Origin of the sequence: Dyella choica (assembly GCF_003977665.1) — a bacterium.
Classification (GTDB): domain Bacteria; phylum Pseudomonadota; class Gammaproteobacteria; order Xanthomonadales; family Rhodanobacteraceae; genus Dyella_B; species Dyella_B choica.
This window is the reverse complement of record NZ_RYYV01000003.1, coordinates 287,515-309,710: the sequence shown is the minus strand read 5'-3', so window position 1 is coordinate 309,710 and position 22,196 is coordinate 287,515. Positions and strand designations below refer to the sequence as shown.

Here is a 22,196-nt window from a genome sequence, read left to right as displayed (position 1 = left end):
ATCGACCGGAAAGCTGGGATTGTCATCCCAGCCTACGTGCTCTCGACTCGTTCTTGCTATAAAGGGTTGGTCCGGCCGACAAGACCCTGGGGAGCAACCATGTCGAAGCAACGGTTCCAACGCCTTGCCGCGTTGTTCGGCGGCATTTTGATGACTTGCGCCATGGGTGCATCCACGGTAACGGCGGACGCTGTGTCGTCCGCCAAAGCGGCCGATCACGCCTGGCTGCTCAAGGCCGATCGCGTGTTCGATGCACGCAGCGAACAGGCGCACCCCGGCTGGGTGGTGCTGGTGCAAGGTGACAAGATCATTGCAGCGGGGCCTGCTTCGGACGTCCATGCACCACCCGGTACGCAAACCATCGAACTGCCCGGCACTACCTTGCTACCTGGTTTGATCGACGCGCACTCGCATATCTTCTTGCATCCCTATAACGAAACGCTGTGGGACGATCAGGTGTTAAAGGAAACGCTGGCGTACCGCACCGTCGAAGCCGTGCAGCACGTGCACGACACCTTGATGGCGGGCTTCACGGCGCTTCGCGACCTGGGCACCGAAGGTGCGGGCTATTCCGACGTGGACGTGCAGCGTGCCGTCAACGAGGGCCTGATCCCCGGCCCGCATCTATTTGTCGCCACGCGCGCCACCATTGCAGCGCATTGCTACGGCCCCGGCCCCGATGGATTTCGCACCGACCTGAACCTGCCGCAAGGCGGCATTCCGGTCGCCGGCCTGCCGCAAATGATCGACGCCGTGCGTGACCAGGCCGGCCATGGCGCGGACTGGATCAAGATCTACGCCGATTACCATTGCGGCAAGAGCAAGGGCGCCATGCCCACCTTCAGCGAGGATGAGCTGAAAGCCGGCGTCGACACCGCCCACTCGCTGGGCCTACCTGTCTCCATGCACTCCACCACCGCCGAAGGCATGCGCCGCGCCGTGCTGGCTGGCGTCGACACCATCGAACATGGCTATGGCGGCACGCGCGAGGTGTTCGAGCTCATGAAACAGCACAACGTCGCCTACCTGCCGACGCTGGAGGCCGAAGCCGCCTATGCCGAGTATTTCCATGGCTGGAAGCCCGGCCAGCCGCCCACCGCCGATATGCAGCAGGCCGCCAATGCCTTCAGGCTCGCCATGCAGGCCGGCGTCACCATCGGCTGCGGCAGCGACGTGGGCGTGTTCACCCACGGCACGAATTACAAGGAACTGGAATGGATGGTGCGCAACGGCATGTCACCGGCACGTGCACTGCTGGCAGCGACGGCAGTGGATGCGAAGATTCTGCGGCAGCAGGATCAGTTCGGACAGCTCAAGGCCGGGCTGGATGCGGATGTGATTGCTGTGCAAGGGGATCCGACGCAGGACATCAGCGCGCTCGAACAAGTGCCGTTTGTGATGAAGGGCGGGGTCGTTTATAAACAGCTGCCGACGAAAAACTGATACTCGGCGCTCTTATTTGACCGATTAATGCAATATTTGTCGCTGATGATTTACGCTCCACAGCATGGTCGCCTTTCGCAGGCGGCCATGGATGTAATTCCTCGAGCTTCGTTCCCAAGCTGTCCCACTGTGAACATGGAAAAAAGGCTCCCTTATGTCAAAACTGCACTTCGATGGAGAAAAGCACCAGGTTTCCCTGATCAGCAAGGACGGGAAAACCCTGGGTACGTGGACTGCCTATAACAACGTCGACAGTCACGCCACGGTCAAATCCCACCTGCCCAACGGCACCTACCCGGTTCAAGACAAGACCGCACCGCACCGCCACGCGGCAAACCCCAACGGGCCTTATGGCTCTTATGGCATCATCCGCTTCGACGTGCCGCACCATTCCGGGATTGGCCTGCATTCGGGCCGCGCCAATGCCAAACACCTGCCAGGCCCGCAGCATCCCACCATGGGCTGCATTCGTACTTCCGACGAAGCCATGCTGGCGATCAAGAATGCGATTGGCGCTGATCCGCTCACGGTCATGGAAGTAGCCGGCAACCGTCAAGCGCAGGCCCAGTACGGCAACCATCTGCATGGACACAAAACCCATGTGCATCCGTAAACTCGCCTTCCTGGCGCTATCCCTGCTTGCCGCGGGAAGCGCGATGGCGAAAACGCCTGCGGCCGCCTGCGCAGCTTCCCAAGCCGAAGCTGCGGATGCCGCCGTGGATACGCTCAATAGCTGGGCGGCCATCGCTACGTTTCGTGAGAAGTTCAGGCAGTGCGATGACGGAAGCATTGCTGAAGGGAGCTCCGAAGCCGTCGCTCGTCTACTGGTCGATCACTGGGATACGTTGCCGGAGCTCTCGCCTCTCATCGCGAAAACGCCTGCGCTACGCCCGTTCGTACTGTGGCATATCAATTCGACGCTGGACACCGGCGACCTGGACAAGATCAAGCAGAATGCTGCGCACTGCCCGAACGGCATGCAGTCGCTCTGTAAGAGCATTGCCAAGGCCGCGTCAAAAGCTTCCAGCGCGCCTTGAGACCCTTGCTCGATCGTTCATCGCCCCGGGATCAGGCCGGGGCGATGAATGAGCGGCGTAGGCTGGGATGCCAATCCCAGCTTCATTGCGCTTTTGCCGTACAAAGTCTTCTGGCATCAGCCCAGCTTTAGCTTGGCGGCCATCGCTGCCATGTTTATGTAGTTAGCGATGCGAGGGTTTACACCAAAGCTTACGTGCCTCCTCAAACAGTGCTAGCCACCTGATCCAGCTACCACTCTAACCGTCTGGGCGTGTTGCGCCTCACGAACAACATCGTAAACCTTTCGCGCTTCTGCGATCGGATCAAACGCTGGCGCCAGCTGCTTGTTCACCCCAGGCCATGCCGTACCTCTCCTCATGGCATATATGGGATTACTCGCTCCGAAGGTAATGCTGCCGCTGCGATCAGGCTGCTCTTTTAGGGAAATGTCGTTCAATCCGCTCAGATTCAGGCTCTTCACTTCTTTCCCGGAAAAGCCGCTAATGATGATGACTCGCCGGTCAGTAACACCGTAATAGGTTCGGGTGCGCAGATAGCCATCTACAAAGAACCGTCCTACCGTAATGTACAAACCCATCAATACAAAAGGGACACCCCAAAGCATGAAGAAAAACGGCGCATGGCTCGTCACGGCCGAATATTCCCAAAAGAACGCAAAACCGCCCCAGAGCAGACTGAATGGGATGGCAACGGCATCCGATGTACGCAAGCGCAGACCCTGCAGTGGCATGCTGCTCCATAGAAGCCGCTCCTCCCTGCCGAGTTCCTGGCGCAAGATCTGTTCTGTTTGCAAAGGCATTTCCTTCCCCCCCCGTTGCGCAATTCAAATCCTGACTCTATACGCCGGCACCCGATCAAGAACACAAAAGATAGGGACATTGGCCTAATGGTGGCGCCATCCAGGAGCAAACCGTTTACCCACTGCGTTGTCCCCCACATTCCACTCGTATATCTCGCCAGTGTCTTTGGAGACTGCAAACCAGCCAACAAGAGCACTGCCTACCCAACCAGGTCCAGCATCAGGCGAAGCGGGAAAATTGGAGCGTAGCGCAAAAACGTAGTAACGCTTGGCGCTTTCTTCCGCAGGGACGAGTTCGCAGCGATATTCCCGCGGGCCGTGCGGCGCTGATCGCTGGACAGCAACTGCACGTTTCAGGTTTTCACACGCGTTGCGTTCATCCGGTTTGGGTTCGCTCGCTTTGGCAGTTCCGCAAAGACCGGCCGTTAAGCCAAGCACCAAAATCCCAGTCATTCGATGCGATTCACGCACGCGAGCCGTACTCTCGTATCACTTCAATGACACCGACAATATTGTCATTGAGCGCATCCAAATCCTCAGCCGGCACCCACCATTCCGTGTGGTAAGACGACCCCACCTTTTGGATGGGGTATTGGGACATGAAATCCCCTCGTACGCAAAAACGTGTCACTGCGCCGTACTTGCTGTCCTTGACGTTCCAGCGCTCGGCAATTTCGCACGCGTAGCGCTCGTTCGCGACAGGATAAAAAATGGACTGCTCAGGGAGCCTCGGCGGCCAGCGGCGAAATTGGTTTTGCTGGAGCAACTCAAGCTCCTCCGGCCCCACTGGTCGGAACAAGACCACCGTGGTTTCGTTTCCGCTCATCTGCAGTCCTTCGTAGTGCGGGGGTGAAAATCCGAATGATCCTTGCTTGAGCGTTATGGCTCCACGGTCGCCGCTCCCTACCCTCGCCCATGTAAGTGGCGAAGGAGGGAGCGAGACATCGCGAATGCTTTTACAGCATAGGTAGCTTGAGCCCCTGCTCCTTCGCACACTGAACGGCGATGTCGTAGCCGGCATCCGCATGCCGCATCACGCCGGTGCCCGGATCATTCCACAGCACCCGGGCGATACGCTTGTCGGCCGCCTCGCTGCCATCGCATACGATCACCACGCCGCTGTGCTGGCTGTAACCCATGCCCACGCCACCGCCGTGATGGAGACTCACCCACGTCGCACCACCGGCAGTGTTGAGCAATGCGTTGAGCAGCGGCCAATCGGAGACGGCGTCGCTGCCGTCCTTCATCGCTTCGGTTTCGCGGTTGGGGCTGGCGACGGAGCCGGAATCGAGGTGGTCGCGGCCGATCACGATCGGAGCTTTCAGTTCGCCCTTGCGCACCATTTCGTTGAAGGCCAGCCCGAGCTTGTGACGCAGCCCCAGGCCAACCCAGCAGATGCGCGCCGGCAGGCCCTGGAAGCTGATGCGCTGTTCGGCCATGTCCAGCCAGTTGTGCAGGTGCGCATCGTCGGGGATCAGTTCCTTCACCTTGGCGTCGGTTTTCAGAATGTCTTCCGGATCGCCGGAGAGCGCCACCCAACGGAACGGGCCGATGCCGCGGCAGAACAGCGGGCGCACGAAAGCGGGTACGAAACCGGGGAAATCGAAGGCATTGGCGCAGCCCTCGTCCTTGGCCATCTGGCGGATGTTGTTGCCGTAGTCGAAGGTGGGAATGCCTTGGGCATGGAAGGCGAGCATGGCTTCCACGTGCTTTTTCATGGCCTGCTTGGCGGCCTTGGCGGTGCCGGCCGGATCGCTCTTGCGCCGCTCGAACCACTGCTCCACCGTCCAGCCTTGCGGCAGGTAACCGTTGACCGGGTCGTGCGCGCTGGTCTGGTCGGTGACCGCATCGGGCTTGACACCCCGGCGCACCAGTTCGGGCAGCACGTCGGCGGCATTGCCGAGCAAGGCGATGGACTTGGCTTCGCCGGCCTTGGTGTATTTCTCGATGCGGGCCAGCGCATCGTCCAGATCGTTGGCTTGCTCGTCGACGTAGCGCGTTTTGAGACGGAATTCGATGCGGCTCTGCTGACATTCGATATTGAGGCTGCATGCACCGGCCAGCGAGGCGGCCAACGGCTGCGCACCGCCCATGCCGCCGAGACCCGCGGTGAGGATCCACTTGCCCTTGAGGCTGCCCTGATAGTGCTGGCGGCCCATTTCCACAAACGTTTCGTAGGTGCCCTGCACGATGCCCTGCGAGCCGATGTAGATCCACGAACCGGCCGTCATCTGGCCGTACATCATCAGGCCCTTCTTATCCAGCTCGTTGAAGTGCTCCCAGTTCGCCCACGCCGGCACCAGGTTGGAATTGGCGATCAGCACGCGCGGCGCATCCGGATGGGTGGGGAACACACCCACCGGCTTGCCGGACTGCACCAGCAGGGTTTCGTCGTCGTTGAGGTCACGCAAGGCGCGCAGGATGGCGTCGAAGCATTCCCAGTTGCGCGCAGCGCGGCCGATGCCGCCATAGACCACCAGTTCCGCCGGGTTTTCCGCCACGGCCGGGTCCAGATTGTTCTGGAGCATGCGGTACGGGGCCTCGGTGAGCCAGCTCTTGCAGGTCAGCGCCGTGCCATGCGGAGCGCGAATGGTGCGGGTGGTGTCGATGCGGGTGGGGGCGTTCATCGGGAGATCCTGCGACTGCCATGGGAAAGCAACCATTATGGTCGCCCCGTTCCAGGGGCGCCAACTGCGCTGCGGCAAAAGCCGGCCCTCGCGCGGCGAATTGACAGGCCTTGCACCGGCCGGCGCCCAGACTCATTGGCGGAACCCCCAGGATGACCTGCCCAACCGACGCGGGAGGCCTTATGCGCGCCAAAGGCTCGAAGTACCGGTTCACTGCCATCGCTGCCCTGCTCGTTGCAACGAGTGCCGTATGGGCAGCCGACAAACCAGCACCCAAGGATGCCCAGCTCATTGCCAGCGCCATGCGTGCGGCGCCGCCGGGCGTGGCAAAGGGCGCCACCATCGTCGCCATGAATCCCGATGGCACGATGCGCACACTGCGCCAAGGCAGCAATGGCTACACCTGCATGCCCGACAATCCGGCCACGCCCGGCCCCGATCCGATGTGCATGGACAAGAACGCGTTCGAATGGGCGCAGGCGTATATGGCTCACAAGCCGCCGCCGACCGGCAAGATCGGCGTGATGTACATGCTCGAAGGCGGCACGGATGCCAGCAATACCGATCCGTACGCGAAAAAACCGCTGCCGAGCAACCACTGGATCAAGACCGGACCTCATTTCATGATCGTGGGTGCCGATCCGTCCTTCTACGACATGTATCCGAAGAACGCCGACCCCGATACGTCCATGCCTTATGTGATGTGGGCAGGCACGCCGTACCAGCATTTGATGGCGCCGGTGAAATAGCCGTCACGCTGAGAAACTGCGGCCCGACAGTTTCGATATCGACGCGCCCGCCGCTTATGGCCTGCGCGTATCGCCGAACGAGCGCCGAGGTGCTTGGACGGTGAGTGCGCACCAAGCTGTAACTGTAGGCCGGTCACGGACGAAGGTAATCCGATGAATCCTTCCTGCCAGGACTTGATCCATGCATGACTCACCGCCTCTTTCCGGCCGAAATGTACTTGCGCGATTCGCATTGATCGGCCTCGTGCTGATCGTCATGGTCCTGGCTTTCGGCTATGTCAGCGGCTGGCTGACGCCACACCGATTGACGGCGCAGCGACTGGTGAATCAGCTGCAAGCCAATGCCGGCGTGTTTGCCGGCTACCGCCGCAATCACGCGAAAGGGGTGTGCGTGGCTGGCTACTTCGACAGCAACGGCCAGGCGCAGGTCTATTCGGATGCACTGGTGTTCACGCCAGGCCGGACGCCGGTGGTGGGCCGCTTTGCAATTCCCGGTGGCAATCCCTATGCGCCAGACGGCAGTGTCCCCATCCGCAGCCTGGCCTTGCGTTTTACGCAAGCCAACGGCCAGCAGTGGCGCACCGGCATGAACAGCATGCCGGTGTTTCCGGTCGCCACGCCGCAGGCATTCTATGAACTGCTTCAGGCGCAGCAGCCCGATCCCTCCACCGGCAAGCCCGACTCCACCAAGATCGGTGCGTTTTTCGCGGCACATCCTGAAACAGCGGCGTTTCGCGAGTGGGTGAAGACGGCCAAACCCTCCGCCAGCTATGCGACCGAAAGCTACTGGAGCTTGAATGCGTTCGTACTTGTCGATGCGAATGGCGAAAAGCACCCGGTGCGTTGGCGTGTAGTGCCGGAAACCAGCGATACGTCAACCGGCGGCAGCGATGCGGATTACCTGGAAGCCGATCTCACCCGGCGGCTCGCACAAGGACCGCGGCACTGGCACTTGATCGTCACGCTCGCCAATCCAGGCGACCCCACCGATGACGCGACCAAGACATGGCCCTCGGATCGTCGCGAGATCGACGCCGGCACACTGGTGCTTACCGGCACCGAAACACAGGAAAGCGGCGAGTGCCGCGACATCAATTACGACCCGACCGTACTGCCACACGGGATCGAGATTTCCGGCGATCCGCTGCTACCCGCACGTTCTGCTGCATACGCCACATCCTATCTGCGCCGCACCAGCGAGGAAGCGCATCTTCCCGGCACCGCCGTGGCCACCAGCAACCCGGAGACCAAGCCATGACGCGCTCTTCCACCCAGTTCGTGCTTGCCGCCCGCGTGCTGCACTGGTTGATGGCGCTGATGATCGTGTCGATGCTGTTCATCGGCGTGGGCATGGTGGCATCCGTCTCCGAGCGGCACGCCTGGCTGCTTGCGATTCATAAGCCGCTGGGCATCGCGATACTCATGCTCGCCATAGTCCGGCTCACGGTACGCCTGCGCAACCCGCCGCCGCCCCTGCCCACCGACCTGCCCGCCGTGCAGAAGCTCGCTGCGCATGCATCGCACTACCTGCTGTACGCGCTGATGCTGGCAATGCCCCTGGTCGGCTGGGCAATGCTGTCGGCCGGTGGTTATCCGGTGATGCTCAGCCACTCGGTGCGCTTGCCACCCATCTTTCCGGTGAATGCGGCGGCATTTGCGATCCTGCGACATGCGCATGCGTGGTTGGCGATTTTGTTGTTCCTGACGTTCTTGGCGCACCTTGGGGCCGCGTTGTATCACGGGCTGATTCGCAGGGATGGGGTGCTTTCGAGCATGACTGGCATCGGGCATGGAACGGAGTGAAGCAAGGTCGCAACCTAAACATGTCCGGATTCGGTCATGCCAGATCAGGCACTTGCGTGCCTGATCTGCGATGGGTCTTCCTTGCTATTCCAACGCTGTCATTCGGGTTAAAAAACGCGCTGCCGTCCAGCAAATCCGCTCAACGCCCCTGTACCGGAGCCGCGGTACCGGCCTTGGACGCCCTGTCCAATGCCTCACGCATTTGCTTGAATTGAAGCTCCATCGAAGGATCGTCGCTGAAGCGAGCCAAGCAATAGCGATAGGTATCCTCCAGCCCCGCACGCGGCTGCTGTTCCTGAATTATCGCCCGAAATATCCACACCTCCTGATTGTCCGGGCTCTTTTGCAGCATGCGATTGTCGACATCCCAGGCTTTATCCCATTCGCGATTGGCGGTGTAAATCGAAACGAGCGTACTTAGTACTAAATCATCGTCCGACTTCAGGGTAAGCGCGGTTTCGAGGTCCTGCTCGGCACGAGAATTATTGCCTCGATGGAGGTATACCAAGCCTCGCGCCGCATAGCCGCCTGCGTCGCCAGGTGCTGATGCAACCAATTTGTTGGCTTCGTCCAGAGCCATTTGCGGCTCGTCGACGATAACGAGCTGCGGAGCACGCCGCTGGCGGAGCAGCGCTGTACTCGGAAACTGCGGCGCATCCATAAATCGAATGGCCTCGGACAGATAGACCACAGACTCGGCTATTGCGTTCTGTTCTTGCGCCCTCTTTGCCGCGGCCTGAAAAACCTCCATGGACACCAGCTCATCAAAGGCGGCAGGGAAATTCTCCGCCTCTGGTGGCGGCGCGCAGTCACAGTTGTTTACGTTCGCCTGGTACTGCGCAACCGCCGTCTTTTCCATCCATAGCAATGGGTTTTGTTTCACATGCTGCATCGCCGAATCAGCTACCCCCTGCATGGCATCCAGCGACCCCATCCATTGCGGCTCGGCGAGCCATATTCTTTCGCGGTAGATGGTCCAGTTAGCAGGATCGACCTTCGCAGCCTGATCGATCGCCTGCTGCGCATAGGCCCTGCCAAATTCAAGACCGGCCGCATGAATCATCGCCCTGTAGACCGGGGTAATACGCGGATTCAAGCTTATCGCGCGCCGCAAGTCGGCGTCGGCCCGCAACAGCAGCCGGTGCATCGCATCGAATTTTTCCCCTGGTGTATCGGGCGCAAATGCACCGCCGCGTTGCTCATGCGCCATATTTACATAGGCGTATCCGCTGGCTGCGTACGCAAAGGCACTATCGGGCGATTGGCGCTTCCAGGCGTCGAGCAAATACCGCGTAGCCATGGAGCCGTCGCCGAAATCCATCAAAAAGCTTTGGTCGAGCCTTCCGCGCGCATCCGGTTGCGTAAATTGAGCGTTCAACGCGGCATCCATACGCCGATCCAGCTCTGCCGCCTTACCATGCTCGATCAAATCCTTGACTTCGGCAAAGGTAATGATTGGCTGATAGCGATAATGGCAGTACGCCACAACGGCCTCATGGGTCCAATGGCTGCCAGGCGGATCCGGATAGGCCAGGCAACGCCGCAGCGGATCGGTTTCTTTCTCGGCCTCGCGAACAGCGGCGACGAACGCCTTGATCTCCCGGGCGAAGGGGTGGACCGGGAATTCGCCCATAGACGGTGCGGCCGGAGGTGTTGATGGGCCCGCCTGTAGCGGCGCGGCGCCAAGACCTAGCAGCGCCACTACGAAAAGTAATGCGCCGTGCTTCCTGAAGTTCATGCTACGTCCCCTGTAAATTCCCTCTAAATAGATATAGCAAATATATCCGGGATGTTGAGCGGAAAAAGAGGGGCATTCTCAGCCCCACAAACAGCGCATAAGCGCTCCTAACCGTCCTGGACGTTGGCATTGATGTCCGAAAACGGCGAGTTTCCCGCCAGCAACGGTGCTAGCCTGACTCCATGACAGAAGCCCACACCTTTCCCGCCCTGGACCCGCAAACCTGTGAGCGAGCTCGACTGAGCCGGGACGCGCGGTTCGACGGGCTGTTTTTCATCGCAGTCAGCACCACCCGCATCTACTGCCGGCCGGTATGCCCTGCGTCGCCTTCGCCCAAGCGCGAGAACGTCGCGTATTACACGACGGCCGCGGCGGCGGAAGCGGCGGGGTTTCGCCCCTGCCTGCGCTGCCGTCCGGAACTCGCGCCCGGCAACGATGCCTGGCAGCGCTGCGATCACGTGGTAACGCGCGCCTTGAAGCTGATCGACGACGGCCTGCTGCAGGACCACCCGGTGGATGAGCTTGCGCGGCGCGTCGGCGTTGGGCCGCGGCAATTGCGCCGCTTGTTCGTGGAGCGGCTGGGTGCACCACCGATCGACGTGCATACCACGCGCCGGCTTTTGTTCGCCAAGCAACTGCTGACCGAGTCGAACATGCCGGTCACGGATGTGGCGCTTGCCTCAGGTTTCGGCAGCCTGCGGCGCTTCAATGCCGCGTTTGCGCAGGCCAATCGCATCGCGCCGCGCGAGCTGCGGCGCAAGCCTCATTCCGGCAGCGATGACAGCCTGACGTTGCGCTTGAACTACCGCCCGCCCTATGATTTCGGCGCCGTACTGGCCTTTTTGCGCGGCCGTTCCTTGCCAGGCATCGAAGTGGTCGACGATGCAAGTTATGCGCGAGTCTTTGGTCCGGCCGAAGCACCGGGCTGGCTGCGCCTGAGCGCATGGCCGGAGCAGGAGAACATGCTGCGCCTGCAACTGCATTGCCCGCAACCGGCGCAGATGTTGGCGGTGGTGACGCGCATTCGGCGCATGTTCGATCTGGACGCGGATCCCCAGGCCATCGCCACGGCCTTGCAGAGCACAGCGCATCTGCGCCCCCTGTTGCGCAAAAGCCCCGGCCTGCGCTTGCCCGGCAGCTGGGATGGTTTTGAGGTGGCGGTGCGCGCGATACTCGGCCAGCAAGTGAGCGTGGCAGCTGCGCGCACGCTCGCTTCGCGGGTGGTGCATCGCTACGGTGTAGCGCTGCCCGTGCCGGTGGCTCCCGGCCTGGAACGTCTGTTCCCCACACCGGAGCTGTTGGCCGATGCGGATCTCAATGCGTTGGGCATCACCACAGCGCGCGCGCAAACCATTCGCGGCGTCGCGCGCGCAGTACTGGACGGGCGCGTGGATTTTCGGGTCGAACAGTCGCTGGACGAGTTCGTCCTGCGCTGGGTGGCCCTGCCCGGCATTGGTGAATGGACGGCCCATTACATGGCGATGCGTGCACTGAGCCATCCGGATGCGTTTCCCGCCGCCGACCTGATACTGCGGCGCGCGGCCTCGCGCGATGGTGAAACGCTCAGCACCAAGGCACTGACGCAACTGGCCGAAGCCTGGCGGCCGTGGCGCGCCTATGCGGTAATGCATCTATGGCGCAGCATGAGTGCACCGGCGAAGCTGCCAATCAAGCCACGACAGGGAGCCCCGGCATGAGCCCATCCAACGACTTCATCTGGTACGACTCGTTGCCCACACCGATCGGCAAGCTGCTACTGGTGGCTGACGCGAAGGGCTTGCGTGAAGTCTGGTTCGAGATCGGCAAGCATCGCAAGGAGCCCGATCCCGCATGGAAGCACGAACCGGCCAAGCTCGCCTTTGCGCGCAAGCAGTTGGAGGAATATTTTGCCGGCACGCGCACGAATTTCGATCTGCCGTTGCACCCGATCGGGACCGGCTTTCAGCTGGCGGTTTGGTGGGCACTGGCCAAGATTCCGTATGGCACCACCCTAAGCTATGGCGAACTGGCGCAGCGTATCGGGCAGCCTCAGGCTGTGCGTGCGGTAGGAGCGGCCAATGGGCGTAATCCTTTACCTATCGTGTTACCTTGCCATCGAGTGATCGGGGCGAACGGCAGCCTGACGGGTTTTGGCGGCGGCTTGCCGACGAAGCGATTCTTGCTGGCGATGGAAGACCAGGTAGCGCATGGGGATTTGTTCGGGGTCGCATGACAATCGCTACTTCCGCGCTTGAAGACATCATCGAACAGCTCGGTCTGCAGCCGCATCCGGAAGGCGGCTTCTACCGGCAGACCTACCGGTGCGATGAGCATGTCACACGGACTGACCACACACGGCGCCACGCCTCGACCGGCATCTATTACCTCTTGCACGGCCAGGCCTACTCCGCCTGGCATCGCATTGACTCGGACGAGATGTGGCATTTCTACGCCGGCGATCCGCTGTTGATCCATATGCTGGACGAGCGCGGCGAATGGAAGGTGCAGCGGCTTGGCGACATGCTGCATGAACCTGGTGCGGTGTTTCAGTTCGTAGTGCCCGCAGGCTGCTGGTTTGCGGCGGAGCGCGAGGGCATGCAGGGGTACTCGCTGATGGGATGCACAGTGGCGCCGGGCTTTGAGTTCGCGACTTTCGAGCTGGCGGATACGCCGGCGCTGCTGAGCCGTTATCCACGGCATGAGCCCCTAATTCGACGCTTGGCGCCGCGGGGAAAAAGCAGCTAGCTCTTTTACAATGCACGATCCCCAACACCCTACCCGTGCATGCCATCTTCGCGCCCATCCAATCTGATCATTATCGGCGGCGGCCCTGCCGGGCTTATGGCTGCCGAAACGGCGCGCGCGCAAGGCATCGAGGTCGATCTGTACGAAGCCAAGGGTTCGGTCGGGCGCAAATTCCTGATCGCCGGCAAAGGCGGCATGAACCTCACCCACGGTGAGCCGCGCCCGGCCTTCGACCAACGCTACGGCCAACGAGCCAGGGAGGTGGGCGCATGGTTGGATGACTTCGATGCCGAGGCCCTGCGGGACTGGGCCCACGGCTTGGGCGTGGCAACTTTCGTGGGCAGTTCGGGACGAGTGTTTCCCAGCGATTTGAAGGCTGCACCGCTATTGCGTGGATGGGTGCATCGGCTGCGCGAAAGCGGCGTGCGTTTTCACGTGCACCATCGCTGGCTTGGTTGGCGTGACGATGGCGCCTGGCGCTTCGCTACTGCGGAGGGTGAGTGCTTCGTGCATGCGGGTGCTGCGGTTTTGGCGTTGGGTGGCGGCAGCTGGCCGCAACTGGGTTCGGATGGCGCTTGGCAGACACTTCTGGCAGAACGCGGTGTCGACGTTGCGCCATTGCAACCCGCCAATTGCGGCTTCGATATCGACTGGAGCACCTTTTTATCCTCGCACCATGCCGGCGCACCGCTGAAACCTGTTGCCGCACGCTTGCACGATGCCTGCGGACGCACGCCAATGCTGCAGGGCGAATGCGTGATCACGCAGACCGGCATCGAGGGCAGCCTGATCTACGCGCTATCGGCGAGCCTGCGTGACGCCATCGCCCGCCAAGGCCATGCCGTGCTGGAACTGGACCTGGCGCCGGACCGCACACTGGATCGATTGCGCCATGACCTGGCCAAACCGCGTGGAAGCCGCACGCTAAGCGAGCATTTGCGGCGTCAGGCCGGCTTGGCCGGCGTGAAAACGGCTTTGCTGCATGAAGTGCTGGATTCGGCTCAACGCCATGATCCGGATGTCCTGGCCCATGCCATCAAGTGCCTGCCCTTGCGCCTGCAACGGCCGCGCCCGATGGCCGAGGCCATCAGCAGCGCCGGCGGTGTGCGGCTGGAAGCTTTGCATGATTCGCTGATGCTGACCGCCCTGCCCGGCGTGTTTTGCGCGGGGGAGATGCTGGATTGGGAAGCGCCGACCGGCGGCTATTTGTTGACGGCGTGTTTCGCAAGCGGGTATCGGGCGGGGCTAGGCGCAGCGGCGTGGCTAAAACGCAGGCTGGAATGACAATCGTAGGCTGGGTTGCTAAACCCTGCATTGGCATGCACGAAGCGGCGCGCTGCTGGGATTACCATCCTAGCCCTCGCGCCGGCTAGCCTGGTTACAACCCGAGTTCACCCAGCCCCGCATGATCATCTGGCCGACGCCCTTGCGGCCAACGGTATTGGCGCTGCGCCTCGCTGATCGGCAGGTCGTTGATACTGGCATGCCGCTCGGCCATCAAGCCGTTTTCGTCGAACAACCAGTTCTCGTTGCCATACGAACGGAACCAGTTGCCGGAATCGTCATGCCATTCATAGGCAAAACGTACGGCGATGCGATGGCCTTCGAAGGCCCATAGCTCTTTGATCAGGCGGTAGTCCAGCTCACGCGCCCATTTGCGCGTGAGGAAAGCGACGATCGAATCGCGCCCCTGCAGGAATTCCGCACGGTTGCGCCAGCGGCTATCGGGTGTATACGCAAGCGCCACGCGGTTTGGATCGCGCGTGTTCCAGGCATCCTCGGCAAGGCGGACTTTTTGGATCGCGGTTTCGCGGGTAAACGGCGGTAAGGGCGGGCGTTGTTCGATCTCGAGCATGGTTGCAGCTCCAGGACAGGTAAAGCAGCGCGAGCAGCGTGGATTGTAGCCCAGCCTGTCCTACCGGCTTGGCCAAGAACTTGCGGGCAAACACGACGATTGAGCCTTGCGCCATGGAGCATGCTGAATTAGTCACACAACTGCGTCATCATTGGCAGTTGTCGATCGACCAACGGATTTCGCACCATGAAAGGCTTGTCTCGCCTTCTGCTTTGTTCGTTCCTGGCCTTGGGCTTCGCCGGCTGCGCGACCCATCCTTCGGTAGGGCCGGAAACCAAGGCGCAACAGGCCAAGGCTGCAGCTACCACTCCGCTGCTGCTTATCTCGATCGACGCCTTCAGGGCCGACTACATCAACCGCGGAATCACTCCGAACCTTCAGGCAATGGCCGCCAGCGGCGTGCACGCCGATTCCATGCAACCTTCGTTCCCGTCGCTGACCTTTCCCAATCACTACGCCATCGTGACTGGATTGGTGCCGGACCATAACGGCATCGTCGACAACACCATGGTCGATCCTGTCCTGGGCAAGTTCACGCATGACGACAAGAACGCCGAAAGCAACGGCTTATGGTGGGACGAAGGCACGCCACTATGGGTTACCGCCGATGCAAATGGCCTGCATACGGCCACCATGTTCTGGCCAGGCTCGGACGCGGACATCCAGGGCAAGCACCCGGATATCTGGAAACGCTATGACAGCAAGGTGACTGCGGATCAGCGGGTCGACCAGGTGCTGGCATGGCTGGACATGCCGGCCGATCAGCGCCCAAGCTTCGTCACGCTGTATTTCGAAGCGGTCGACAAGGCAGGGCATAAGTACGGTCCCGATTCAGCGGAACTGAACCAGGCCCTGCGCGATACCGATGCCGCGATCGGACGCATGGTCGACGGACTACGCCAGCGCGGGCTCTACGACAAGATCAACATCATCGTTCTCGCCGATCACGGCATGGCCAGCGTACCGCCGGACCACAACATCCTGATCGACAAGCTGATAGATCTGAAAGACGTGGAAGTGGTGACCCTGGACGAAGTCGCCGGCTTCAATCCCAAGCGCAAACACGATTTCAACGCCATCGAACAGCAACTGGAGCAGCCCCAGCAGCACATGCACTGCTGGGACAAGTCCCGCATTCCCAAGCGCCTGAACTACGGCAGCAATACGCGCGTGCCACAGCTGGTGTGCCTGGCCGATGTCGGCTGGCGCATCACCACCAGCGAGTACCTCGCCAAGCACCGAGACGACCTGAAACAGGGCGCACACGGCTATGACAATGCCGATCCGCTGATGCAGGCGCTATTCGTGGCACACGGCCCGGCGTTTCAGAGCGGCATTCGCTTCCCCAACTTCCCGAACGTGGATGTGTATCCGTTGATGGCGCATCTGCTCGGCCTCACGCCGAAGTTCGGCGATGGCAAGTTTGAGGATGTACGAGGGATGCTGAAGCCGGAGGCTGCGGCGTCGGTGCAATGAATCCGCCCCCTGCCCCCAATCAAGTCCGGGGCAGGCTCTACGACACGTAGGGGAGGGAGCCATTCTCGGCGCGGGGAAGAGCGCAAAGCACTTGAGCATCGCGCCCCGTGCCGCGAAAGTAGCCGGCATGAACATCGAACTCCGCCACCTGCGCTACTTCGTGGCCGTCGCCGATACCTTGCATTTCGGCAAGGCGGCCGAACGGCTGGGCATGTCGCAACCGCCGCTGAGCCAGCAGATCCGCCAGCTGGAAGACGCCGTCGGCGCCCGCCTGCTCACGCGCACCAACCGGCGCGTGGCACTGACCGAGCCGGGGCGCGTGTTTCTGCAGGAGGCCCGCGAAATCCTGGCGCACACCGATCGCGCCGTGGATCTGGCCCGGCGCGCGCAACGCGGTGAGCTGGGTGAGCTGCGCATCGGCTTTACGCGCACGACCCCGCTTTCGCAGCATATACCCGGCGCCATCTTCGCATTCCGCCAACGCTTTCCGGCTGTGCATCTGCAGTTGGAGGAAATGAATTCGCTGCAGCAGGTCGATGCCCTGCTAGAACGCCGTTTGCAGGTCGGCATTCTGCGCCCGGGCACGTTGCCGACAGCCCTGGTTTCCAAGCGCCTGTTTCGCGATCCGCTGGTTGCGGTGATGCGCTCTGACCACCCTGTGCTCAAACGTGTCGGCGCACGCGGCAAACTTTCAGTCAAGGCGCTGGCGCACGAGCCGTTCGTGGTGTTCGCCCGCAACGCGGGAGCGGGCGTGCACGAACACGTCATGACCTTGTGCCGTGAGGCAGGATTTGCACCGCGCATTTCGCAGGAGGCGCGAGAAGCGTCCACGATCATCGGGCTGGTAGCCGCCGGCTTCGGCGTGACGATCCTGCCGCAGTCCTGCGACCACTTCCACGTGGAAGGCGTCCGCTACGTGCCGCTCGCGGAAGCCAATGCCATGTCGGAAATCCACGTGGCCTATCGCGAAGACGAACGTTCGCCCTTGGTGCCACGCTTCGTGCAGCTGCTGACGGTGGTCAAAGGCTAGGGATGCTCTGATTTTTTGCGCGCATCGGGCTGTGCGTAGGCTGGGATGGCAATCGTAGGCTGGGTTGCGAAACCCAGCATTGCCATGCCTGCACCGGCGCAAAGCTGGGATTTGCATCCCAGCCTACGCAATGCTTAAGCTCACGGCATGGCGCCCTTGCTCATGGGCGTTGGCGGAGTGACGAGCTGCGGCAAGGGCGGCAGGCGATACAAGCACAGTGCGATCAGCAATCCGGCCAGCACCATGGCACCGACAAACCATGCGACGCCTTGCCAATGATGGGCCGCATAGAACAGCCCGCCGCTCCAGCCCGCCACGCTAGAACCCATGTAGTAGCTGAAAAGGTACATCGACGAGGCCTGTGCTTTCGCTGCGCCGCCACGTCGCCCGACCCAACTGCTGACAATGGAATGGCCGCCGAAGAAGCCGAAGGTGATGGCCGCGATACCGAAGATGATCAGCCCTAGCGAAGCGGTCATCGTGCAAACCACGCCCAGGAGCATCAGCGCAAAGGCAGTCCAAAGCAGCTTGCGCCGCCCCAGCCTGCCTGCCAGGTGGCCCATCCAGGCCGAGCTGAAGGTGCCGACCAGATAGATGCCGAAGATCAGGCCGACCGCCGTCTGGCTGAGGTTGAACGGCGGCGCCAGCAGGCGATAGCCCAGGTAGTTGTAGACCGTAACGAAGGCGCCCAAAAGCAGAAAGCCCTCCATGAACAGCCACGGCAGGCCCGGGTCGCGAAACATGCCGGCAAAGCGCGCGAACAGGGCGCGCCACTGCAAGGCCTGCGGATGAAAATGACGCGACGGCGGCAAGGCTTTCCAGAACACCAGGCCTGAGACCAGGCCAATAAAACCCACCACGCCGACACCGGCGCGCCAGCCGGCAAAGTCGGTGACTACGCCGGCGATCAGCCGTCCGCTCATGCCTCCCACTGCGCTGCCGCTGATGTACAGCCCCATCCCCAAGCCGATCGATTCGGCGTGCATTTCTTCGCTCAGATAGGTCATGGCTACGGCGGGCAAGCCGCTGAGCGTGATACCAAGCAATGTTCGCAGCGTAAGCAGCGCATGCCAGTTGGGCATCAACGCACAAAGCAGCACTAGCAAGGCCGACGACAACAGGGACGCCACCATTACCGCCTTGCGCCCCCACGCATCGGAAACACCGCCCGCAAACAGCATTGCGACGGCCAACACTCCGGTAGTCAACGACAGCGACAGCGCGCTGGTTGCTGCGCTGACGCCGTAGTGCCGGCTGAATTGCGGCATCAGCGGCTGCACGCAATACAGCAGGCCGAAGGTGGCCAAACCTGCGGCAAACAAGGCCAGGTTGGTGCGCTTGAAGGCCGAAGTACCGTGGCGGATCAGTTCGTCGGTGTTGAAGGATGCGCTCGATGGCATATGGATGGCGAAACCCCAGGGACATGCCTTGACGAGCCGCTAAGCCGGAACGGCGCCGCGGCTCTCTCGGACAATTAGGATGGCGCAAGCATAAGGCGCCCCCTGCCGATGGTCGATAACGCCATGAGTCCGGCTCGATAGCCGATACGTATCAATCCGCCTCTGCCGCCACCGACAAGGCGTTGCGCACGATACCGAGCACCTCGGCAGGCGCTTCCAGATTGGCGTGATGGCCGGCGCCATGCACTACGAACATGCGCGCGTGCGGCAAGCCTTCAGTCAATTCCCGCGCCAGCCGGTGCACTTCGATCTGGTCCTCGGCGCCGACGATCAGCACGGCCGGCACGTCGATCTCGCGCAGGCGTTCGAGTGCACTGGGGTTCGGCGTGCGCTGGTCCTGCGCCGCACGTGTCCAGTAACTGGTTTCGCGTTTGAACAGTTGCGCGGTCATCAACTCGGTATGCCGGCGCGCGCTGGGATCCACTTCGTTCCACGCGCGACGCGGGCCATCGGTGAAGGCCCGCAAGGAGCTATCGATCAGACCGCTGACGTCCAAGGTGCGAAGCGCCTGCAGAAAGGCACGCGCAGCCGGCGTGCTATCGGCGAAGTGACCCCAGTAACCAGGGCCGATGAGGATCAGCGAGCTGACGCGTTGCGGATGCGCCAGCACGAAATCCAGGGCCGTTGCCGCACCGCCCGAACAGGCGAGCAACGTGGTGCGTTGCACGCCGCAGGCATTCAGTATGGCGGCCAGGTCTTCGTGATGGGCGTAGCTGCCAGGCTCGATGGTGGATCGGCCGAAGCCGCGCGCGTCGTAGCGCAGCACATGATGGGTACGGGCCAGCGTGGTGAATTCATGATCCCATTGGCCACGGTCGACCAGAAAACCGTGCAGCATGGTGATGGAATCACCCTCGCCGGCCTGTTCGGCGTAGAGGTTGGCGCGGGGCACGTCGATCCAGTGGGATGTCGTGTGGGTCATGGAGTCTTGTCCTGTGCGTCTTGGTTCCCTCTTCCCGGCAGGAAAGAGGGAACCGGAAATCGAGCTCAGTCCACCGCAATCTTCCGCGCTTCCACCTTCGGCACGAACAGCGGCGGCGCATACCCTGCGGGCTTGTCGCCCACCGCCACACCGCCGTGTATCCGCGTCTGTTGGATGTCGGTGAACATGTAGTAAGGGAACGGCCGTTCCGGAGCACTGACCGCATCCAGCCGCGAGCGCGATTCGGCCGGCAGCTCGAAGGAAAGCGCCGCGAGGTTGGCGTCGAGCTGTTCGAGCTTGGTCGCGCCGATGATCACCGAAGCGATGCCCGGCTGGGTGGCCACCCAATTCAAGGCCACGGCCGCCATGCTTTGGCCAGCCTCCTGCGCCACTTTTTCCAGCTCAGCGACGATCTTCCAGTTGCGCTCGGTGAAGCGCTCGAAGCCGGGTGCTCCGCTAACTTTGGCAAGCCTTCCGTCGCCCTCGCCGCCTTGCTGGCTGGGCTTGTACTTGCCCGACAGCATGCCCATGGCGAGCGGGCTCCAGGCGGTGATGCCGAGGCCGAGATTTTGCGCCATCGCGATGTATTCATGCTCGATGTGGCGCTCGGCCAACGAATATTCCAGCTGCATGTTCACCAACGGGGTCAGCGCATGCGCTTCGGCAAAGGTCTGCGCGCGGGCCGCATACCATGCCGGAATGTCGGACAGCCCTGCATAGCGGATCTTGCCGGCGCGCACCAGGTCGTCCAAGGTGCGCACCACCTCTTCCGCCGGCGTAAGCCGGTCCCAGGTGTGCAGCAGATACAGGTCGATGTAGTCGGTGCGCAGGCGGCGCAACGAGCCCTCCACCGCGCGCATGATGTTCTTGCGGCCATTGCCGCCGGCATTGGGATTGCCGGGCTGCGCGTTGTAGCTGAACTTGGTGGCCAGCACCACGCGATCGCGCGTGCCGCTCTCCTCGATGAACTTGCCCAGCATGCTTTCGCTGCTGCCTTCGGTGTACATGTCGGCGGTATCGATGAAGTTGCCGCCAGCCTCCAGATAGCGGTCGAACATGGCGCGGGCGGTCTGCTCCGCCGTGCCCCAGCCCCAGTTTTCACCGAAGGTCATGGCACCTAGGGCGAGGCGGCTGACGCGCAGGCCGGAACGTCCAAGCGTGTAGTACTGATCGAGCGACATGGCTGAACTCCGTAGTGGGTAACGACGGGGTGCAGTCTGCGCCAGACGATCATATTGAAAAACCACCGGTGACTTGATGCATTATTTAGAACATCTAATAAATGGATCCGGCCATGCGTGATCATCATGCCCTGCGCGCCTTCCTTGCGATCGCCGAGTACGGCAGCTTTACCCGCGCAGCTGCGGAGCTGGAGGTGACGCCTTCGGCGCTCAGCCAGACCATGCAGCAGTTGGAACACCAGCTCGGCACGCGCCTGCTCCAACGCACCACACGGCGCGTAGGCCTTACCGAGGCAGGGCACGAGATGCTGCAGCGCATTGCTCCTGCACTCAGCGAGCTGGACCTGGCGCTGGATGCTGTCCGCCAGCATGGCGACCGTCCGCGCGGCAGCTTGCGGCTCACCGTGCCGAAGGTGGCGGCTCAAAGCGTGATCGAGCCCCTGCTTGGCGAATTCATGGCGCGCTGGCCGGACGTGCAGCTGGACATACGCGTGGAAAACAACCTCACCGATCTGGTGGCCGAAGGCCTGGATGCGGGCATCCGGCTGGGTGAACGCCTGCAGCGCGACATGGTGGCCGTTCCCATCGGCGGACCGATGCGTTCGGTGGTGGTGGGAGCGCCGGCGTACTTCGAGCGCCGTGGCCACCCCAAGGAGCCGAAGGAGCTGCAGCATCACAACTGCATCAAGCATCGCCTCGACAGCAGCGGCGCCATTTATCGCTGGGAATTCGCGCATCGCAGCGGCCCGCAGAAGGGCCGCTGGTACGAGATAGCCGTGGACGGGAGCCTCACCGTGAACGACGTACCGCTTGCGCTACGCGCTGCGGAGGATGGCATCGGCCTGGCCTGCGTATTGGACATCTCCGCGCGCGCCGCCCTCGATGCAGGGCGGCTGGAAAGCGTGCTCGATCCCTGGCTGCCGCCTTTCGACGGCTTCTACCTGTATTACCCGAGCCGTTTCCAGGTCCCGCCCAAACTGCGTGTCTTCATCGACTTCATTCGCGAATGGGGCGCGCGCGATGCGCCCCATCCTGTGCATCCACGTTCTTAGCGATAGCGATAATAACCGCCCACCCACACATGCGCCGGTGACCAATAGCCGGGTACCCAAACGCGAGCCGGACGCGGCTCGACCACGACGCAGCCGGTCTGCGCCAGGACACCGCCCAATACGGCCAGCGCAATCAGCAACTTGGGAAAGGAGCGAAGCATGATGGTTCTCCCTGTTAAGTGGTGGCAACTCCCTGCGAGAAACGCCGGGGAAAATCTTTGCGATGACGGCACCAAGCTGAACTGATGCCGAGGGTTCAGGCAGCGGCGCAACTTGGCGCCTTGGCGTTGCCGGTAAGG

At 61.9% G+C, this 22,196-nt stretch carries 22 protein-coding genes; 13 read left to right on the top strand and 9 right to left on the bottom strand.

What is annotated here, in order from left to right:
* Positions 1 to 99: 99 nt before the first annotated feature.
* From EKH80_RS05810 to EKH80_RS05800, 3 genes are all read left to right on the top strand, one after another.
* Complete coding sequence (locus tag EKH80_RS05810; RefSeq protein ID WP_230473446.1) at positions 100 to 1,443, top strand: amidohydrolase family protein; 1,344 nt, start codon at positions 100 to 102, stop codon at positions 1,441 to 1,443.
* A 154-nt stretch (positions 1,444 to 1,597) separates the two neighbouring features.
* The gene (locus EKH80_RS05805; protein ID WP_126683780.1) at positions 1,598 to 2,056 is read left to right on the top strand and encodes a L,D-transpeptidase family protein; all 459 of its coding nucleotides are present in this window, start codon (positions 1,598 to 1,600) and stop codon (positions 2,054 to 2,056) included.
* Positions 2,043 to 2,480, top strand: a complete 438-nt coding sequence (locus EKH80_RS05800; RefSeq protein ID WP_196240343.1) for a hypothetical protein — start codon at positions 2,043 to 2,045, stop codon at positions 2,478 to 2,480. The genes EKH80_RS05805 and EKH80_RS05800 overlap by 14 nt, the downstream gene beginning before the upstream one ends.
* Before the next feature lie 212 nt (positions 2,481 to 2,692).
* On the opposite strand, the gene EKH80_RS05795 is transcribed toward EKH80_RS05800, so the two are convergent.
* The 3 genes from EKH80_RS05795 to hutU form a co-directional block, all read right to left on the bottom strand.
* A complete protein-coding gene (locus EKH80_RS05795) occupies positions 2,693 to 3,274 on the bottom strand; it encodes a PH domain-containing protein (RefSeq protein WP_158628761.1) in 582 nt (193 codons plus the stop codon).
* A 469-nt stretch (positions 3,275 to 3,743) separates the two neighbouring features.
* Positions 3,744 to 4,106 carry a hypothetical protein gene (locus EKH80_RS05790; RefSeq protein ID WP_126683778.1) on the bottom strand — a complete coding sequence of 121 codons (363 nt, stop codon included), beginning with the start codon at positions 4,104 to 4,106 and terminating at the stop codon, positions 3,744 to 3,746.
* A 130-nt stretch (positions 4,107 to 4,236) separates the two neighbouring features.
* Positions 4,237 to 5,907, bottom strand: coding sequence for a urocanate hydratase (gene hutU / locus EKH80_RS05785; RefSeq protein ID WP_126683777.1), 1,671 nt, complete (start codon positions 5,905 to 5,907; stop codon positions 4,237 to 4,239).
* Positions 5,908 to 6,089: 182 nt separating this feature from the next.
* On the opposite strand from hutU, the gene EKH80_RS05780 reads away from it, so the two are divergent.
* The 3 genes from EKH80_RS05780 to EKH80_RS05770 all read left to right on the top strand — a co-directional run bounded on the left by EKH80_RS05780 (position 6,090) and on the right by EKH80_RS05770 (position 8,459).
* Complete coding sequence (locus EKH80_RS05780) at positions 6,090 to 6,656, top strand: hypothetical protein (RefSeq protein WP_126683776.1); 567 nt, start codon at positions 6,090 to 6,092, stop codon at positions 6,654 to 6,656.
* Positions 6,657 to 6,837: 181 nt separating this feature from the next.
* Positions 6,838 to 7,914: a catalase family peroxidase gene (locus EKH80_RS05775; protein ID WP_126683775.1), complete on the top strand. Its 1,077-nt coding sequence runs from the start codon at positions 6,838 to 6,840 to the stop codon at positions 7,912 to 7,914.
* A complete protein-coding gene (locus EKH80_RS05770) occupies positions 7,911 to 8,459 on the top strand; it encodes a cytochrome b (RefSeq protein WP_126683774.1) in 549 nt (182 codons plus the stop codon). Before EKH80_RS05775 ends, EKH80_RS05770 begins: the two co-directional genes overlap by 4 nt.
* Before the next feature lie 139 nt (positions 8,460 to 8,598).
* Here EKH80_RS05770 and EKH80_RS05765 read toward each other — a convergent pair whose 3' ends face one another.
* Positions 8,599 to 10,197 (bottom strand): DUF4034 domain-containing protein, encoded by a 1,599-nt coding sequence (locus tag EKH80_RS05765; RefSeq protein WP_126683773.1) that lies wholly within the window; start codon positions 10,195 to 10,197, stop codon positions 8,599 to 8,601.
* Between the two features lie 182 nt (positions 10,198 to 10,379).
* Between EKH80_RS05765 and EKH80_RS05760 the strand changes: the two genes are divergently transcribed.
* The 4 genes from EKH80_RS05760 to EKH80_RS05745 are packed head-to-tail and all read left to right on the top strand — an operon-like array spanning position 10,380 to position 14,205.
* The gene (locus tag EKH80_RS05760; protein WP_126683772.1) at positions 10,380 to 11,894 is read left to right on the top strand and encodes a DNA-3-methyladenine glycosylase 2 family protein; all 1,515 of its coding nucleotides are present in this window, start codon (positions 10,380 to 10,382) and stop codon (positions 11,892 to 11,894) included.
* Positions 11,891 to 12,409 (top strand): methylated-DNA--[protein]-cysteine S-methyltransferase, encoded by a 519-nt coding sequence (locus EKH80_RS05755; protein WP_126683771.1) that lies wholly within the window; start codon positions 11,891 to 11,893, stop codon positions 12,407 to 12,409. Before EKH80_RS05760 ends, EKH80_RS05755 begins: the two co-directional genes overlap by 4 nt.
* Entirely contained in the window at positions 12,406 to 12,921 is a 516-nt protein-coding gene (locus tag EKH80_RS05750) for a cupin domain-containing protein (RefSeq protein WP_126683770.1), read from the top strand. Before EKH80_RS05755 ends, EKH80_RS05750 begins: the two co-directional genes overlap by 4 nt.
* Before the next feature lie 39 nt (positions 12,922 to 12,960).
* Positions 12,961 to 14,205: a TIGR03862 family flavoprotein gene (locus EKH80_RS05745; protein ID WP_126683769.1), complete on the top strand. Its 1,245-nt coding sequence runs from the start codon at positions 12,961 to 12,963 to the stop codon at positions 14,203 to 14,205.
* Positions 14,206 to 14,299: 94 nt separating this feature from the next.
* Here the strand turns inward: EKH80_RS05745 and EKH80_RS05740 are convergent, their stop codons facing one another.
* Entirely contained in the window at positions 14,300 to 14,776 is a 477-nt protein-coding gene (locus tag EKH80_RS05740) for a nuclear transport factor 2 family protein (RefSeq protein WP_126683768.1), read from the bottom strand.
* A 186-nt stretch (positions 14,777 to 14,962) separates the two neighbouring features.
* Between EKH80_RS05740 and EKH80_RS05735 the strand changes: the two genes are divergently transcribed.
* Positions 14,963 to 16,252, top strand: coding sequence for an alkaline phosphatase family protein (locus EKH80_RS05735; protein WP_126683767.1), 1,290 nt, complete (start codon positions 14,963 to 14,965; stop codon positions 16,250 to 16,252).
* A gap of 127 nt (positions 16,253 to 16,379) precedes the next feature.
* Complete coding sequence (locus tag EKH80_RS05730; RefSeq protein WP_126683766.1) at positions 16,380 to 17,282, top strand: LysR family transcriptional regulator; 903 nt, start codon at positions 16,380 to 16,382, stop codon at positions 17,280 to 17,282.
* 140 nt (positions 17,283 to 17,422) lie between these two features.
* Here the strand turns inward: EKH80_RS05730 and EKH80_RS05725 are convergent, their stop codons facing one another.
* From EKH80_RS05725 to EKH80_RS05715, 3 genes are all read right to left on the bottom strand, one after another.
* Complete coding sequence (locus tag EKH80_RS05725) at positions 17,423 to 18,682, bottom strand: MFS transporter (RefSeq protein WP_126683765.1); 1,260 nt, start codon at positions 18,680 to 18,682, stop codon at positions 17,423 to 17,425.
* A 151-nt stretch (positions 18,683 to 18,833) separates the two neighbouring features.
* Positions 18,834 to 19,664 carry an alpha/beta fold hydrolase gene (locus EKH80_RS05720; protein WP_126683764.1) on the bottom strand — a complete coding sequence of 277 codons (831 nt, stop codon included), beginning with the start codon at positions 19,662 to 19,664 and terminating at the stop codon, positions 18,834 to 18,836.
* A gap of 65 nt (positions 19,665 to 19,729) precedes the next feature.
* Complete coding sequence (locus tag EKH80_RS05715) at positions 19,730 to 20,845, bottom strand: aldo/keto reductase (protein ID WP_126683763.1); 1,116 nt, start codon at positions 20,843 to 20,845, stop codon at positions 19,730 to 19,732.
* Between the two features lie 113 nt (positions 20,846 to 20,958).
* Here EKH80_RS05715 and EKH80_RS05710 point away from each other — a divergent pair, with 113 nt between their 5' ends.
* On the top strand, positions 20,959 to 21,897 hold the full coding sequence (locus EKH80_RS05710) for a LysR family transcriptional regulator (protein ID WP_126683762.1): 939 nt from the start codon (positions 20,959 to 20,961) through the stop codon (positions 21,895 to 21,897).
* Here EKH80_RS05710 and EKH80_RS23760 read toward each other — a convergent pair.
* Positions 21,894 to 22,058, bottom strand: coding sequence for a hypothetical protein (locus EKH80_RS23760; RefSeq protein WP_158628760.1), 165 nt, complete (start codon positions 22,056 to 22,058; stop codon positions 21,894 to 21,896). The genes EKH80_RS05710 and EKH80_RS23760 overlap by 4 nt on opposite strands.
* Positions 22,059 to 22,196: the final 138 nt, after the last annotated feature.